Raw genomic sequence first — 16,068 nt, forward strand, 5'->3', positions numbered from 1 at the left:
GTTGATGATGATCTATTTACTTGGCTCCACTGTTGTTTGTAGGTACTGTTGAAGAAGCGAAGCAGGACGTTATAATTGCGGCAGTGATTTATCAGCTATTGGGATTTGTATTATATGGTTCTATTTTTTTCATAACTCTTCGACAAGGTGGTGCGTTTAATATAAGTAACCATGAAGATTTTTCCTTCTTGCACATATTTTATTCTTTTAAGGAAAACCTAAACATAAATCCGAAAATGACGTCTCTAGTTTGTATTCGTGAAGTGTTGGTGAGACAAGGGGTGTCAACGAATGTACACAATCAAGAAAGAAAACATTTCATTATGGCAACTATTTGTTTTAATACTCATTTTTGTGATTGGAACAACCGTTGTCGTAGGGGCTGGGGAGGAAGCAAAGCAGGATTTTTGGTTTGCTGAGCTAATTGCCACTGCAATCGGTATGGCTTTTGCATGGGGTTATTACTATTTTTTAAGGACGTCTAATGGGAAAAATCTGTATGAAGTTATTGAGGAGACTTGTGGGAGAATCATCGGAAAAGTATTGATATTTGGATATGTGATTTATTTTTTCTATATTGTTACACGTAATATCCGTGACTTCGGAGAAATGATGAAAGTAACGATTTTACCAATCACACCAATTGAAGTGATTTCAATAACGATGATGTTTGTTGTTGTGTTTATTGTGATTCAAGGTGTAGAAGTTTTAGCTCGTGTAACCGAGTTATTTACCCCATTTTTAGTCTTCTTTTTGCTGTTAGTCTTCTTTTTAATTTTTGCTTCTGAACAAATTCATTTTGAGAATTTACAGCCGTTTTTAGCAGAAGGATTTAAACCTATATTTAGTTCTGTTTTTCCATTGAGATCGTCGTTTCCATACGGTGAAATGGTGGTATTTACGGTATTAATGACATCAGTAACTCGATTTAACTATGTTGGAAAAGTGAGCGTCGTTTCGATTATGGTGGGAGGTTTGCTTATTACGTTTTCACAAGTGATTCAAATTGCTACATTAGGTGAAGATGTCAAAAATCGTACACTTTTCCCACTCTTGTCTGCATCGAGAGAGATATCTGTAATGGGTTTCTTTGAACGTGTTGACATTCTTGTTGTATTTATATTGATGCTCGGTATATTAATCAAGGTAAGCATTCTTTTTTATGGTGGCTTAAAAGGCTTAGAGTCTATTTTTAACATGTCGTATCGCTACTTCATTATTCCTATTTCAATGTGTATTCCATTATTTTCAATTGTCAATGCAGACAACATTGTTGAACATTTTGAAGAAGGTTTACTAGTTGTTCCCTATGTGTTGCATCTTCCTTTTCAAATGGGGATTCCTATATTGCTTCTAGTCCTTGTACTAATACGAAATAGGAAAAATAAGAAGGTGGCAGGAGGTGTTAAGTATTGAAAGTATTTAAAAGAATTGTCTCAGAAAAACGTATGCACCATCAACCGAGTACAGCAAGTGATTTGCTACAAAATGAGAAGCAAGCAGCAGAAATATCAACTTATCTTAAATTAAACGAAGAACGATATAATAAAGTGTTTGATAAGAATTTTGATTTTTCATTAAAACAAATACATATAGCTGGTCAAGAGGGGCTTATTCTCTATTTAAAAAGTATGGTTGACCTTAATAAAATTTCTGAGCAAATTATGGAAAGGGTAGCGCAAACACAACGTCAAAAAGACTGTATTACGACAAGTAAACAGTTACGAACGTTTCAGAAAGACTACTTTGCAAGTGTTGATGTTGAATTTCTTCAATATGAACATGAAGTAGTCTGGTATGTATTATCAGGCTATACAGTGATTCTTATTGCCGGTATAAAAACTGGAATGGCTATTAATACGGCTTCAAGTGAACAGCGAGCGATTGAGCAATCTAATACGCAAACGATTATTCGTGGACCGAAAGACAGTTTTACAGAATCAATCTCTACCAACATTAGCCTAATAAGAAGAAGAATAAAAAATCCACAATTAATTTGCGAAAATTTTATGGTAGGTAAGGATACGAAAACATCTATATGTATCACGTACTTAGAGAGTGTTGCAAATCCGGAAATCGTCGATGAAATTCGAAAACGAATTAAAGGGGTTAATGTCAATGCCATTTTTGATTCGGGGAATTTAGAAGAATTAATATGCGATCAAGTGATCACCCCTTTTCCGACAATTTATCATTCAGATCGTCCTGATACGGTAGCTGCATCCATTATAGAGGGGAAAATTGCTGCTATTGTTGACGGTACGCCGTTTGTTTTGACAATGCCCGTTGTGCTAACAGATTTCTTCAAAGTGAGTGAGGATTATTATCAGGGATTTCTGATGAGCTCATTTGTGCGAATCATTCGTTATGTTGCATTTACACTTTCTTGGATTTTACCTGCAATCTATATTGGTTTAACAACGTTTCATCACGAACTGATCCCGACAGCCTTAGTATTTACACTTCAGGCACAAAGAGAAGGTGTTCCGTTTCCTGCTGTTGTTGAAATCCTACTAATGGAAACAACGTTTGAAATTTTGAGAGAAGCAGGTGTGCGGATGCCAAGAGCTGTCGGGCAAGCAGTATCGATTGTTGGCACATTGGTTATTGGTCAAGCTGCGGTTGAAGCTGGGGTCGTATCGAACCTTCTAGTCATTATTGTGGCCCTAACAGCAATAGCAAGCTTTGTCTCACCCATTTATTCATTTGGGAATGCATCAAGACTCTTACGCTTTGGTTTAATCCTCATTACAGCCGCTTTGGGATTATATGGAATGATTATTGGAATTGTTCTTGTTATTACACATTTGGCAAGTTTGCGTTCTTTTGGTACTCCTTACTTGGCTCCGTTAGGACCTTTCATTGTCGAGGATCAAAAGGATGTTTTTGTTCGTTTCCCTATGCGACAATTGAAAAAGAGACCTGCTTATATGATGGATGGTACTAAGACTGGAATGTCAGCAGATTCAAAACAAGAAGGTGGAAATTCTTGAGGGTCGTTTATATATTCTTCCTTATTGCTGTGTTGCTTGGAGCAAGTGGGTGTTGGGATCGAAAAGAATTAAATGAGGTTAGCTTTGTGACAGGAATGGCGCTTGAAAAAGGTGAAAAACATCAATATTCTTTAACCGTTGAAGTGGTTAATGCAGAGGAATTTGGAGGGGAAACGACACAAGGAAATACAGGCACGATTACGTATACAATGGAGGGAGATTTAATTGCTGAACTTAATGATAAAATGAATGTTGGCCTAGCAAGAGATTTAAACTTTTCTCATACTCGTGTGATCGTGATTGATGAGACGCTAGCAAATGAGGGGATAGGACCATTCTTGCAATTTTTGGAAAGAAGTGCTGAGTTTCGAAATGACTTTCATTTAGTTATTTCAAGGGGGGTAAACGCTAGCGAGATTATTTCGACGACCTATCCTATTCATAGAATTCCTTCGATAAAGATGGACGAGCAATTTCAAACAATGGAAAAGGAATGGGGCGGGTATCCAGATGTTCGGCTAACGGATTTCACTTCCACTATAACGTCAGATGGTCGACATCCTGTAGCGGCAACTGTAACTATTCAGGGTTCTCCTGAAAAAGGAGACGATGTCAATAATAATAAGCAAGCTGACCTTGATGCCATCGTTGCTTTAAACGGATTATCGGTATTTAAAGATGATAAGCTTATTGGCTATCTAGATGTTGAACAAGCCCGAGATTATTTATGGACACAGGATTTGAAGAAAACAATCCTTACGGCGACAACGCCAGATGGGAACTTTTTTGCTGTAAGATTTTTTAATTCTCATACAAACATTCAAACATCGTATGAAAATAATCGACCGCATATTACAATCGAACTTGTTCTCGAAGGAGATATTATCGCGACTCAAAGTAAAGTGCCTATTGATAAGCTTACTCGATTTAAAGAACTGGAAGAAGAAGCGCAAAAAGAAGTGGAACAAAAAATCAAAGGTACGATTACCCATGTACAAAAAGAATATGGGGTCGATATTTTCGGTTTTGGAGAAACAATGTACCGACAACATTATCAAAAATTTAAATCAATAAAGGATTATTGGGATGAGGAATTTAAAAAGGCTGAAATAAATGTAAATGCTAAAGTAATATTACGAAGAGATGGAATTAGAACGAGAAGCTTTCTGGAGGAAATGGAATGAGCGAAACCGATTGGACAGGCAAGTGCTGTTCAAACGGTTTCATAACTTTAATGTTTATTATGTTGAAGTGCTACTCGCTCTCTTCTTTTCGTAATGAAACGTTTAAATACAAATAGTGGTATATAAACTGTGTAGATCGTGTGAACATTGACGAAATTTTTGCAACTATCGTTTGGTGGATTATAAAAATACATAGGCAGGATGCGTCATGTAATGATACACTTTTATAATTGGTTAGATAACAGCTTTTTATTTGAAAGGGGTTTCTTAGTTGAAAGATTTACATTCATTTGGCTGGTATGCGGCAAAACTTAAGCCGCATTTACCAAAGGAAGCATTTCGTCCAGTGCCTACGCGACTATGGGGTGGGCTAGCGTATTTACTTGTTACTGTCTGTTGTTTACTTACGATTGGATTATTGGATTTTAATCCTTTTGTTTATATAGGCGTCTCGTTTGTCATTGGAGCTTGCTTTGCTGCACTTGGTTTTTTAGGGCATGAAATTTTACATGGTACCGTTGTTCGAAAACCGTGGCTTCGTGACTTTTTAGGAGCGGTAGCCTTTTGGCCATTAAGCACTGGACCGAAACTATGGCGTAAATGGCATAACTTAACGCATCACGTGCACACACAACATGAGGAACATGATCCGGATGCATGGCCTACTTTAGAACGAATTATGAGAAGTCGCTTGTTACAATGGGTTTATAAATTGCCTTTACCTGTTCGAGCCTTTTTCAGTTTTTGTTCTCTATCGTTTCAGTTTTCTGTACATTCATTGAATATGTTTGCCGTCTATTTAAAGGAGTTTAACCCGAAAAAACGTCGAGCAGTTTTCTTTGAAGCCGTTCTTCCTTGGATGTCATGGGTTGGCTTACTCTTCTTTGTGGGACCAGTTAAATGGATCTTCATGTTTCTAATACCATTACTAATTGCTAATTTAATTGTAATGGCCTATATCTCAACAAATCATCGCTTGAATCCAACGACAAAAGTGAATGATCCGTTAGCGAATAGTTTGACAGTAACTGTACCTAAATGGGTCGATGTCCTGCATTTTAATTTTTCTTATCATACAGAACATCACATATTTCCGGGGGTTAGCTCGAAATACTATCCGCAAGTAAAGAAATTGCTTATAGAAAATTGGCCGGATCGCTATCATGAAATGAGATTCGATAAGGCGTTACTTGCTTTATGGAAGACACCACGTCCGTATCATAATCGTGAACTAATTGATCCGAGTACTGGAAACGTTTTTGGTACATTAGGAAACGGTCTAGATACGACAAAGCCTCAGTCAAAACTAGAAGAAAAAGTGAATAATACGAAAAAATTGATGACTACTTTGTCTGAACAAAAAGGGAAGAAGAGAGTATCAAAATATCAGTAAGATTGCAAAAGAAAATCCCAAAGGAGCCTTTGGGATTTTCTTTTTATGGATTTGTTGACCACAGGCCAGCTGACTTGATGAAAATTCGTGGATGTAATTTCAACTGTGCAACTATAAATTCAGCTAATTTCGAGGCACTATAAGCACTTGTAACAGGTGCACCTTTTTGGCCAGCAGTTGACGAAATGTTAATAAAATCCCCTTTCAATCTATAGGATACGGTTGTAGTCTACAGTTTTTGAATAATCAAGTCAAAAAGCTTGCTCACTAACAATTTAGAAGAGCTTTTTTAATGGACAGGCATTATACTCTTGTATTCGTAGGTCGAACTATTTACAATAATTACATATCATAACGTTATAGGGGTGTATTAGATGAGTGAAATGACCATTAATTTGATTGATAACGAGAAGAAGAAGCCAAAACCTGATGCTGATAAGATTGCGTTTGGTAAACATTTTTCTGATCATATGTTTATTATGGATTATTCAACGGATAAAGGCTGGTATGATCCAAGAATTGTTCCGTATGAGGCGATTACGTTAGATCCTGCAGCGATGATCTTTCATTACGGTCAAACGGTTTTTGAAGGGTTAAAAGCATATCGGACGTCAAATGATCAAATTCTTTTATTTAGACCGGAAGAGAATTTTAGAAGATTAAATTTATCAAGTGACCGTCTAAGTATCCCAGCGATTGATGAAGAACTTGCTTTAATGTACTTAAAGAAACTGATTGAAGTTGAAAAAGACTGGGTGCCACAAGCAGAAGGGAACTCGCTATACATAAGACCTTTTATTATTGCAACAGAACCAAACTTAAGTCTTGCACCTTCAGAGACGTATCAGTTTATGATTATTTTATCACCAGTTGGTTCTTATTATAAAGAAGGAATCCACCCCGTTGGCATTCATGTAGAAGCTGAGTACACGAGAGCTGTTCGTGGTGGGACTGGGAAAGCAAAGACTGCTGGAAACTATGCAGCTGCTTATAAAGCACAAGAGCGTGCCACGAAAGAAGGTTATTCGCAAGTGCTCTGGTTAGATGGAGTGGAAAAGAAGTACATAGAAGAAGTAGGAAGCATGAATGTATTTTTCAAAATAAATGGTGAGGTCGTTACACCTGAATTAAATGGAAGCATACTAGAAGGAATTACACGAATGTCGATCATTGAGCTTCTGAAAGACTGGGGTGTTCCGATTACAGAAAGAAAAATTTCGCTAGAAGAACTTTATGATGCATATGATCAAGGTCAATTAGAAGAAGCTTTTGGAACAGGAACAGCTGCAGTCATTTCGCCAGTCGGGGAATTGAATTGGGGGAAACGCAACATAGTACTTAACAACAGGGAAATTGGTGAGTTGTCTAAGAAATTGTATGATACGCTCACAGGTATTCAAACAGGCAAAATAGAAGATTCATACAATTGGACAGTGGAAGTGGAATAGTCAAATGGTTGGTTATTTGAAAACGTGCCTCTAAATTATTCACAATGATAGTTACTTAGAGAGTGTACCAAGAGGTCAAAAGTCAAAATCTTGGTACACCTCTTTAAGCAAAGCGGTAATAAATTAATAAGATTGTCGCCAAAACGAAGAGAAAGTTTAGGAACACAAAAATCATTTGGTCAAGCACTGTTTTATGAATTTTAACTGGAGGCTTGTAAAATGATACTCCTTCAATTATGAAAATAACCAAAATAATGTGGATCATAAAATGACCTACTACTTCAACCATTCCAAATAGCATCGTAGTCATCACAAAAATTCCTGTTAGTACGAATGATAAGAGTCTGTTTAATATTCCTACAACTAATAAATACCCAACGACAAATTCAATGAATGCACTAAGGGAAACAAAGACTTCAGGTGAAAAGAAAAATGTTGGGACTTGATGGTTAACGACAATATCGACAGACATGTCAGGATAAACCCATTTCTCAACCGCAACCCAGCAAAGAGACAGTCCGGTGGCTAAATATAAAAATGGAAAGCTCCACTTTTCATATTTTGTTTTCGTCATGAATAATACAAAAATAATTGCTAAGTAAAAAGCATAGTCAAGCATATGAAAAAGACCATAATCAACTAGCATTATGCTAAATAGGATAAACATTGAAATAGCACCTAATTTTGTAGCAAATTGATGCGGAATAAGAAGAAAGGCAATTGTAATCCAACTTAAAACTGTTAAAAGAGTAGAGTAGTGAGTTAGTTCAGGTGCAAATAATGAGCCAGTTAGTACCTGCATAATCAAAGCTATTGCTGTACCATACTTTAAAATGGTTGTCGTGAATTTTCGGTAACTTTCTAATTTCATATCAATCTTTTTAAGAGGCTCCCAATTCATCATATTAGGCAGGACTTGAGGTAGAATCGCTAAAATAATCGCCGTCACGATCGTAATAAACATAAACATTGGATTCATAATATTTTCAATTGATTCCTTTTGGGGCTCTATCTTTGTGAACCACTTCACATGCGCATCTGCAAAAAAGGGAGTTAGTAAAATTCCTACTATAATAAATAAAGAAAAGATAAGTTGTTTTGTCATGTTACACCTCTGTTTTTATTGTATGTTTGTGGATGTTCTAAAAGGGATTAGCACCTTTTTTGTATACCCTCTATTTCTAACTTCTTTATGTTGATTACTCACATAGTAACATGAAATGTTGAAGTTTGTGAAATGGTTAACAAAGTGTTCAATGTTTTCTTTTGGTGTTGAACAAATTTTTGTCACAATTTGCATTTGATGCGATAATCAAAAGTGAAATTCTTACAAGTAAAAAGCTAAACGAGGAGTCAAAGATGGATCAAACAGGGTTGGTACTTGAAGGGGGAGGAATGAGAGGGCTTTATACAGCCGGTGTGCTCGAGTACTTTATGGAGCAGGATCTGTATTTCCCTTACGTTATTGGTGTTTCGGCAGGTGCTTGCATGGCGGCTACTTATTTATCGAGACAAAAAGGAAGAAATAAAAAGGTGAATGTTGATTTAGTGAGTGATCCGCGCTTTCTATCTTTTCGAAATTATATAGCAAGAAGAGAAATATTCGGAATGGATTTTTTGTTTGATCTGATTCCAAATCAAATTGTACCTTATGATTTCCATACATATTTAGAAGGAAAAGAGCAATTTGTTGTTGTCGCGACTGATTGTCATACAGGAAAGTCGACCTATTATCACAAAAAAGAGGTTGGGAGCGATTTGCTTACAGTTTTGCGCGCATCTAGTTCGTTGCCTTTTATTGCTCGTACTGTTACATATAATGGAAGTGAGCTACTTGATGGAGGCTTAAGTGATCCAATCCCAGTTAAAAAAGCGCAACAAGATGGCTTTAAAAAAAATGTCATTATCATGACAAAAGAAGCTCGAGATCGTTTGCAACGTAGCAAATGGTCTCGTGTAATGCCAGTGATGTGTAGAAAGTATCCGAAAGTAGCACCGCTTCTTCAGGAACGATACAAACTTTATAATGATACGTTACGATATATTGAATCTGAAAAGAAAAAAGGAAGTCTCTATGTTCTTCAACCAAGTAAAGATATTGCGGTGAAAAGAATTGAAAGAGAGCAGTCAAAATTATTGGCACTATTTGATCTCGGATACGATGATGCAAAGCATCACTATGATCAATTAAAGGAATTTATAGAGAAATAAGCTTACCAGCATAAAAGAACTCTTTGATCGAATGTATGAATTGAAAATGCTTTATGAATGAATTATAAATTATTCCATATCCTAATGATGGATTAGTAAGCTAAATAGAAAGGATGAGCGAATTGGACTCTAACTTAGGGTATTTACGCGAATCATTATCAAACCATATTGACAATCACAAAATCTGCCAAAGTATTTACCACAAGCTAGAAGCAAACCAGTACAAAAACGAGGATGAATTTGTCCGAGATCTAGACGAAAATGAAGCATCAATTTTAAATTTAATTTTGCAGTACGAATTAGAATATGCGAGAAATGAACAAGATGATGAAAGAGTTGAACAATTAAACGGAGTATTTGAATTATTAATATAAGAGAGGTTGTGCCAAAAGGGGTGCTTTTCCCCTTTTGGCACAACCTCAAAGCAATGAGTGAAGCCGTTGCAAAGGTTTTAAGTCTAATATGAGTGAATTTCTCATATTGGACGCGCAGCGAGCGGAACCATTGCCGCTTCGAAGCAAAAGGGGTGCTTTTCCCCTTTTGGCACAACCTCAAAGCAATGAGTGAAGCCGTTGCAAAGGTACGAGAAGGAGCTTCTAACTTAAGCACGAACTATAAGGAGTATTTCTATTTTTCTCTTTGTGGCATCTGCCCAAGGTCGTTTTGCAATACTATTTGTTTTAATGATGTGGGTCCACTCACTTGCAAGGCAACAGTTTTGGTAAAATCTTTTAAGATAGAGTATAATAAAATAGGAAACTGTTGGGAAAGGGAAGAACGTCTATGAATATCTCATTTTTTTTATTGCCAAAAGCGGAAGTTGCTTACTTAGATTTAGATTCAACAATGAGACAAGCGTTAGAAAAAATGGAATTTCACAAGTATACCGCTGTCCCAATTATTGATCGAAACGGTAAATACATTGGAACATTAACTGAAGGAGATTTACTTTGGCGTATAAAAGACACAGATTCATTCTCACTAGAAGTAGCTGAACAAATTCAACTAAAGGATATAAAAAGAAGGGTGAAAAACAAGCCTGTTCGAATCGATTCTGAAATGAAAGGCTTACTCACACTCGCCATTTCGCAAAATTTCATACCGGTTGTTGATGATCAAGGTACATTTATTGGAATAATAAGAAGAAGAGAAATAATTGAATATTACGCAAAGTCAATCGAAGAAGAAAATACAATGTAATGAAATTCTCGTAAACTATTTGAAGAGGGGGAGCTTTATGGCTTATTTTGCTGCTATACTTTACATGGAAAAACCTGAATTAAATGCTACATATCGTCCGCAACACCTGGAATTTTTGGAGGGGCTTGAAAAAGAGGGGAAAATCTTTGCTAAAGGTCCTTTCATTGATGGTGAGGGCGGTTTAGTTATTTATAAAGCCGATTCATATGAGGAGGCCAAAATCCTTGCTGAAAAAGATCCTTACATTGTTCAAGGGGTAAGAAGCTTACAATTGCATGAGTGGGAAATGAAGTAGGCTCCGCTAAAAAGGGTAACCATAGATGGTTACCTTTTTATTATTAGATATAGTTTGACAAATTGCTGATTTTTTAAGATAATTATCTATTGACTTTTTATTAGGATACGGAGGCCTTTTTTTGAAAACATTTAATCCTTTACCATTTTCGTATGATCCAAGCCAACCTTTTTTTGAGCGCTTAAATGAATGGATCGGTGATGTGTTTTACGAGATTTTACCCGAAGCAGGAATGGAACTTCGGGATGAGCAAATTTACATGGCATTTCAACTTGAAAAAGCGTTTATTGATAAGAAAATCATCTTGGCGGAAGCTGGTGTTGGTACAGGGAAAACGATCGTTTATTTGTTGTATGCACTATGCTATGCAAGATACACTAGAAAGCCCGCCATTATTGCTTGTGCAGATGAATCATTAATAGAACAGCTCGTAAAAAAGGGCGGAGATATTGAGAAGCTTTCCCGCATTCTTGGAATCGAGATCGATGCAAGACTAGCCAAGTCTAAAGATCAGTATCTCTGTTTACAAAAGTTAGATCAAGAACGATCTAAAGATCAATACGATGAACTATATGATGAGATGTATGTCGATTTACCTGCGTTTGTCAATTCAAACCATACGCTTCAATCATTCCACCACTATGGAGATCGCAAAGAATATGCGCATCTAAATAATCATGAGTGGAATAAAGTTGGTTGGGATTCGTTTCAGGATTGCTTCGTTTGTGACAAACGCCACCGCTGTGGGCAGACTCTTTCTCGCGACTATTATCGGAAATCAACCGATCTCCTTATTTGTTCTCATGACTTCTATATGGAACATGTTTGGACTTATGATTCTAGAATTCGTGAAGGCCAACTTCCTCTACTGCCAGAAGCAAGTACGGTTATTTTTGACGAAGGTCATTTGCTTGAGGTTGCAGCACAAAAAGCGCTAACGTACAAGCTACGTCATGATGTTGTCGAAGAATTGTTAACGCGCTTGTTAGAAAATGATGTACGGGAAGAATTTGCGGTGCTTGTTGAGGAATTGATTTCTCAAAGTTTGCATCTTTCGTTTGTATTACGTGACCATGCTAAGAAGGTAGAAGGTTCAAATCGAAAAGAAATTGAATTGACAACAGATCTCATGAAAGAAGCAAAGCGATTGGTTGATTTGATTGCACGCGTAGAGGATGAGATTGTTTTTGAGAGTGAGATGTATACGATTGATCACTATCAATTAAAAATCGTTGAAGAGCATCTTGATATGATTCACCAGGCATTGAACATTTTTGTGAATGCAAAAAATGTCATCACTTGGGTAGAAGCGGACGAACAAGGCATTACACTTGTTATTATGCCACGTTTAGTTGAAGAAGTATTGAAAGAAAAGGTATTTTCGAAACATCTACCATTTATTTTTACTTCCGCAACGTTATCAACAAATAAGTCATTTGACTATTTATCGAATAGTTTAGGTTTAGAAGATTATTTATCTTTTTCCGTTTCTTCCCCATTTGATTATGAAAAGCAAATGGAACTATACGCACCAGTTGTGACATCAGATGATGATAAATTCACCTATACGAAAACATTATTAAATGAAACAAATGGACGAGCATTAATTTTATTTACCAGTTTGGAAGAGCTTAAACAGTTTAAAGACGTAACGGCGAAAGATCCTTCCTATGATCATTGGAACCTACTGTTTGAAGGAGATCAGGAAATTAGTCAATTAATTTCGACTTTTCAAGAAGATACTGACTCAGTTTTATGTGCAGTAACACTTTGGGAAGGTTTGGATATACCTGGAGAATCATTGTCAAACGTCATAATTTGGGCTTTGCCTTTCCCGCCTAATGATCCTGTTTTCTCTGCAAAAAGAAAGGCGTCAGAAGACTCTTTCCAGACGGTTGATGTACCATATATGTTATTACGTTTGCGCCAAGGGATCGGACGTTTAATCCGTACACATGATGACTGTGGGATTGCAACGATTTTAGATGAGCGTATTTATCAAGATACGAGCCTATTAAATACGATAAAAGACGTGTTACCGAAAAATGTAGAACTAAAAAAAATACGTTAACTGAATCTATTTACATATGGCAATCAGAACGGTAATCTAGTAAGTGAATACATTGTTGCAAGGGAGAGGGTTTCTTAATGATTAAAGCTATCTTTTTTGATCTTGATGATACATTGCTATGGGATCAGTTAAGTGTACAAACGGCATTTGAAGCAACTTGCCAACTAGCAGTGAATCAATATAACGTTGATCCTGCTGCTTTTGAAAAGGCAGTTCGAAAGGAAGCAAGTGAACTATATGCAACGTACGAAACATATGATTTCACAAAGATGATTGGAATTAATCCTTTTGAAGGCTTATGGGGTAATTTTCTAGATGATGATGATAACTTCAGGAAAATGAAAGAAATCGTACCTACTTATCGCAAGGAAGCATGGACAAGAGGTTTAAAGGCATTGGGCATTGATGATCCCCAATTTGGAGCAGAACTAGCTGAACGTTTTCCAGTAGAGCGCCGTAATAATCCATTTGTTTATGAGGAATCGTTTAACGTATTAGATCAATTAAAAGGGAAGTACAAGCTCCTATTATTAACGAATGGATCACCTGACTTACAAAATACGAAGCTTGAAATCACTCCTGAACTAGTACCTTATTTTGATCAGATCGTTATTTCGGGTGCGTTTGGAAAAGGAAAACCAGACCCAACTATTTTTGAACATGCACTTGAAAAGATGTCTCTTTCAAAAGATGAGGCGATTATGGTCGGAGATAATCTTATGACGGATATTTTAGGTGCTTCTCGCATTGGAATGAAGTCTGTTTGGATTAATCGTCATGATAAGGAACGCAATGAAGTTGTACCAGATTTTGAAATTACACATTTGGAAGAACTGTTTCCAATTTTAACTGCTTTAAATAAGTCGTAAAGTAGTTTGTTTTAGGTACAAAAGCCTGTCTCAAAATGTCGCTTATAGACCTTTTGAGACAGGTGCTTCTACTAGACGAGAGATACTTTTTGAAATTATGAAAACGATTACTTTTGTTGTGAGTGTTCATTATCTATTTTTTATCAGAGTTCACCCTTACTTTAAAAAAATAAGTGAAAATCCTTTACAAGTTATCAGTTTAGGTATAAATTGATAGCAGATTCAATAAAGGAGTGAACACATTGTCCAAGAATGATCTTGGGAGGACGCAAGACGTTCGCCTTGGCTTATTACTATGGTTCCGTATTGCGAGATTTTATAACCAAAGTAATCGTTTATCAAATCAACACGTGAAAAAATGGGGATTGACCATTGCGCAATTTGATTTACTGGTTCAAGTTGGTACACATCAACCTCTTTCACAACAAGAGTTAGCTGAGAAGTTACTCGTCAGCAAAGGGAATATAACACAAATGCTTAGTAAGATGGAAAAGCTCGGTTTAATTAAGCGAAAGCAAGAATGGCGAACAAAGCTCATTTCATTAACGACTCAAGGTGAACATCTTTATGAAGAAGTTGTTCCTAAACAAGAATTATTCCAAGCATCACAATTTAAAACACTTGATAAAGAAGAACAAAAGCAACTTCTTTCATTGCTGAAAAAGCTCGAATTAAATAAGGGGTGATAAACATGCAATTAAAACCATTATTAGGTCAGCACCACGTCTCCGCTATAACAGCTAATGCAATAGAAAATTACCATTTTTATACGAAAATACTAGGACTCAGACTTGTAAAGAAATCAATTAACCAAGATGATACATCTGTATATCATTTATTTTATGCAGATGAAAGAGGGAATCCAGGTACTGATATAACGTTTTTTGAAATTCCCCATGCTGGGAGGACATACCACGGCACGAATAGTATTTCGTTAACATCATTACGTGTCGCAAGTGATGAAGCAATCTCTTACTGGAAAAAGCGCTTTGAACAGTTTACCGTAGAACATGATGAGATCGTAACAAAGTACGGTCGTAAAACGATAGCGTTTCGCGACGTTGAGGGACAGCGCTTAGAACTAGTATCGGACGAAACAAATAGTGGAGTAGTTGGTGGAAAGCCTTGGGATCAGAGCCCTGTACCTGTTGAATACGGAATTGTAGGATTAGGTCCTGTGAAACTAACTGTTGCCAAGCCTGATAGTACGGCAAATATATTAATAGATGTAATGGGGTATCGTGAAAAAGAATCATATCCTTCTCATAATAATGAGCAACCTCCTATCCGTGTATTTGAAACTGGCGAAGGTGGTACAGGTGGAGAAATTTATTTGGAAGAGCGAGCAAATTTACAAAGAGAACGCCCTGGTAGAGGGAGTGTTCATCATGTTGCTTTCCGTGTTGAAAGTGAAGAGGAGCTCAAAAAATGGGTTGATTATTTAAAAGAGCTTCGCTTACCAAATTCGGGTTTTGTTGAACGTTACTATTTCCGTTCCCTTTACTTCCGTGAACCTAATGGGATTTTATTTGAACTTGCAACAGATGGACCTGGTTTTGAAGGAGATGAACCATTTGAACAGTTGGGTGAGAACCTTTCATTACCACCTTATTTTGAAAATCAACGAGCAGAAATTGAAGCGAAATTAATACCATTAGACACAAAGGAGTGAAGCTAAATGAAACATATATTTACTGAAGGAAAGAAAAAAGGTGCACCAACGTTGCTGCTTCTGCATGGTACAGGTGGAAATGAACATGATCTTTTAGCGTTAGCGGATATGATTGCACCAGAATCAGCGATATTAAGTGTGCGAGGAAATGTGTTAGAAAATGGCATGCCCCGTTTTTTCCGCCGGTTAGCTGAAGGTGTATTTGATGAAGAAGATTTGGTTTTTCGAACAAAAGAATTGACTGATTTTGTAAACGATAGTGCAAATAAATACCAGTTTGATCGTGATCATGTAGTAGCAATTGGCTATTCTAACGGGGCAAACATTGCTGCGAGTATGATGTACCATCATGAAAATGCGTTAAACGGGGCGATACTCTTTCATGCAATGGTACCTCGTCGCGGAGTGGCAATTCCTGAATTAACTGGAACGTCAGTGTTTATTGGTGCCGGAAAGCGCGATCCACTCATCGCATTAAATGAAACCAAGGAATTAGCAAAAGACTTAGAAAAAGCGAATGCCACAGTAACGGAATATTGGGTTGATGGGGGTCATCAACTCGTTCGAGAAGAAGTGGAAAAAGCAAGAGAGTGGTTTGAAGCAAATTATAACTAAGAAAAGCAAAGCTGCCTATTTGATGATCATGGGCAGCTTTGGAGAGCGTAAGAAGTTTTGTGTAAATGGTTATACTTTCCAATAAGGAGATGATCATTTATGCAAGACTACGCAAAC

Annotated in this window: 15 protein-coding genes and 1 pseudogene; 14 read left to right on the top strand and 2 right to left on the bottom strand. The window is 36.8% G+C overall.

Going from position 1 to position 16,068, the window contains the following annotated elements; all coding sequences use genetic code 11:
• Positions 1-291: 291 nt before the first annotated feature.
• From SAZ04_RS10350 to desB, 4 genes are all read left to right on the top strand, one after another.
• Complete coding sequence (locus SAZ04_RS10350; RefSeq protein ID WP_332694758.1) at positions 292-1,416, top strand: GerAB/ArcD/ProY family transporter; 1,125 nt, start codon at positions 292-294, stop codon at positions 1,414-1,416.
• Positions 1,413-2,993 carry a spore germination protein gene (locus tag SAZ04_RS10355; protein WP_332694759.1) on the top strand — a complete coding sequence of 527 codons (1,581 nt, stop codon included), beginning with the start codon at positions 1,413-1,415 and terminating at the stop codon, positions 2,991-2,993. Before SAZ04_RS10350 ends, SAZ04_RS10355 begins: the two co-directional genes overlap by 4 nt.
• The gene (locus SAZ04_RS10360) at positions 2,990-4,177 is read left to right on the top strand and encodes a Ger(x)C family spore germination protein (RefSeq protein WP_332694760.1); all 1,188 of its coding nucleotides are present in this window, start codon (positions 2,990-2,992) and stop codon (positions 4,175-4,177) included. The genes SAZ04_RS10355 and SAZ04_RS10360 overlap by 4 nt, the downstream gene beginning before the upstream one ends.
• A gap of 271 nt (positions 4,178-4,448) precedes the next feature.
• Positions 4,449-5,570 (top strand): Delta(10) desaturase DesB, encoded by a 1,122-nt coding sequence (desB, locus tag SAZ04_RS10365; RefSeq protein ID WP_431308991.1) that lies wholly within the window; start codon positions 4,449-4,451, stop codon positions 5,568-5,570.
• Positions 5,571-5,613: 43 nt separating this feature from the next.
• Here desB and SAZ04_RS10370 read toward each other — a convergent pair.
• Positions 5,614-5,781: pseudogene (locus tag SAZ04_RS10370) on the bottom strand (SDR family NAD(P)-dependent oxidoreductase); the annotation flags it as partial.
• Positions 5,782-5,944: 163 nt separating this feature from the next.
• Between SAZ04_RS10370 and SAZ04_RS10375 the strand changes: the two are divergent.
• A complete protein-coding gene (locus tag SAZ04_RS10375) occupies positions 5,945-7,018 on the top strand; it encodes a branched-chain amino acid aminotransferase (RefSeq protein ID WP_332694761.1) in 1,074 nt (357 codons plus the stop codon).
• 103 nt (positions 7,019-7,121) lie between these two features.
• Here SAZ04_RS10375 and SAZ04_RS10380 read toward each other — a convergent pair whose 3' ends face one another.
• Positions 7,122-8,123, bottom strand: coding sequence for a hypothetical protein (locus SAZ04_RS10380; RefSeq protein ID WP_332694763.1), 1,002 nt, complete (start codon positions 8,121-8,123; stop codon positions 7,122-7,124).
• A 254-nt stretch (positions 8,124-8,377) separates the two neighbouring features.
• Between SAZ04_RS10380 and SAZ04_RS10385 the strand changes: the two genes are divergently transcribed.
• The 9 genes from SAZ04_RS10385 to SAZ04_RS10425 all read left to right on the top strand — a co-directional run bounded on the left by SAZ04_RS10385 (position 8,378) and on the right by SAZ04_RS10425 (position 15,951).
• The gene (locus tag SAZ04_RS10385) at positions 8,378-9,229 is read left to right on the top strand and encodes a patatin-like phospholipase family protein (protein WP_332694765.1); all 852 of its coding nucleotides are present in this window, start codon (positions 8,378-8,380) and stop codon (positions 9,227-9,229) included.
• A 122-nt stretch (positions 9,230-9,351) separates the two neighbouring features.
• Positions 9,352-9,603: a sporulation protein gene (locus tag SAZ04_RS10390; protein ID WP_332694767.1), complete on the top strand. Its 252-nt coding sequence runs from the start codon at positions 9,352-9,354 to the stop codon at positions 9,601-9,603.
• Between the two features lie 409 nt (positions 9,604-10,012).
• Positions 10,013-10,429: a CBS domain-containing protein gene (locus SAZ04_RS10395; protein WP_332694769.1), complete on the top strand. Its 417-nt coding sequence runs from the start codon at positions 10,013-10,015 to the stop codon at positions 10,427-10,429.
• Between the two features lie 37 nt (positions 10,430-10,466).
• Complete coding sequence (locus SAZ04_RS10400; RefSeq protein ID WP_332694771.1) at positions 10,467-10,724, top strand: YciI family protein; 258 nt, start codon at positions 10,467-10,469, stop codon at positions 10,722-10,724.
• 121 nt (positions 10,725-10,845) lie between these two features.
• Positions 10,846-12,795, top strand: a complete 1,950-nt coding sequence (locus tag SAZ04_RS10405) for an ATP-dependent DNA helicase (protein ID WP_332694773.1) — start codon at positions 10,846-10,848, stop codon at positions 12,793-12,795.
• 77 nt (positions 12,796-12,872) lie between these two features.
• Positions 12,873-13,664 (top strand): HAD family hydrolase, encoded by a 792-nt coding sequence (locus SAZ04_RS10410; RefSeq protein WP_332694775.1) that lies wholly within the window; start codon positions 12,873-12,875, stop codon positions 13,662-13,664.
• A gap of 242 nt (positions 13,665-13,906) precedes the next feature.
• A complete protein-coding gene (locus tag SAZ04_RS10415; RefSeq protein WP_332694777.1) occupies positions 13,907-14,350 on the top strand; it encodes a MarR family winged helix-turn-helix transcriptional regulator in 444 nt (147 codons plus the stop codon).
• Between the two features lie 5 nt (positions 14,351-14,355).
• Complete coding sequence (locus SAZ04_RS10420) at positions 14,356-15,336, top strand: ring-cleaving dioxygenase (RefSeq protein ID WP_332694779.1); 981 nt, start codon at positions 14,356-14,358, stop codon at positions 15,334-15,336.
• A gap of 6 nt (positions 15,337-15,342) precedes the next feature.
• Positions 15,343-15,951, top strand: coding sequence for an alpha/beta hydrolase (locus tag SAZ04_RS10425; protein ID WP_332694781.1), 609 nt, complete (start codon positions 15,343-15,345; stop codon positions 15,949-15,951).
• Positions 15,952-16,068 lie beyond the last annotated feature (117 nt).

Origin of the sequence: Halalkalibacter lacteus, assembly GCF_036663595.1 — a bacterium.
Taxonomy (GTDB): Bacteria; Bacillota; Bacilli; order Bacillales; family Bacillaceae_D; genus Halalkalibacter; species Halalkalibacter lacteus.

Coding starts and splice junctions, on each gene's coding strand:
- SAZ04_RS10395 (WP_332694769.1), top strand. CDS start 10,013: ATGAATATCTCATTTTTTTTATTGCCAAAAGCGGAAGTTGCTTACTTA.
- SAZ04_RS10410 (WP_332694775.1), top strand. CDS start 12,873: ATGATTAAAGCTATCTTTTTTGATCTTGATGATACATTGCTATGGGAT.
- SAZ04_RS10375 (WP_332694761.1), top strand. CDS start 5,945: ATGAGTGAAATGACCATTAATTTGATTGATAACGAGAAGAAGAAGCCA.
- SAZ04_RS10385 (WP_332694765.1), top strand. CDS start 8,378: ATGGATCAAACAGGGTTGGTACTTGAAGGGGGAGGAATGAGAGGGCTT.
- SAZ04_RS10380 (WP_332694763.1), bottom strand. CDS start 8,123: ATGACAAAACAACTTATCTTTTCTTTATTTATTATAGTAGGAATTTTA.
- SAZ04_RS10350 (WP_332694758.1), top strand. CDS start 292: ATGTACACAATCAAGAAAGAAAACATTTCATTATGGCAACTATTTGTT.
- SAZ04_RS10425 (WP_332694781.1), top strand. CDS start 15,343: ATGAAACATATATTTACTGAAGGAAAGAAAAAAGGTGCACCAACGTTG.
- SAZ04_RS10420 (WP_332694779.1), top strand. CDS start 14,356: ATGCAATTAAAACCATTATTAGGTCAGCACCACGTCTCCGCTATAACA.
- SAZ04_RS10400 (WP_332694771.1), top strand. CDS start 10,467: ATGGCTTATTTTGCTGCTATACTTTACATGGAAAAACCTGAATTAAAT.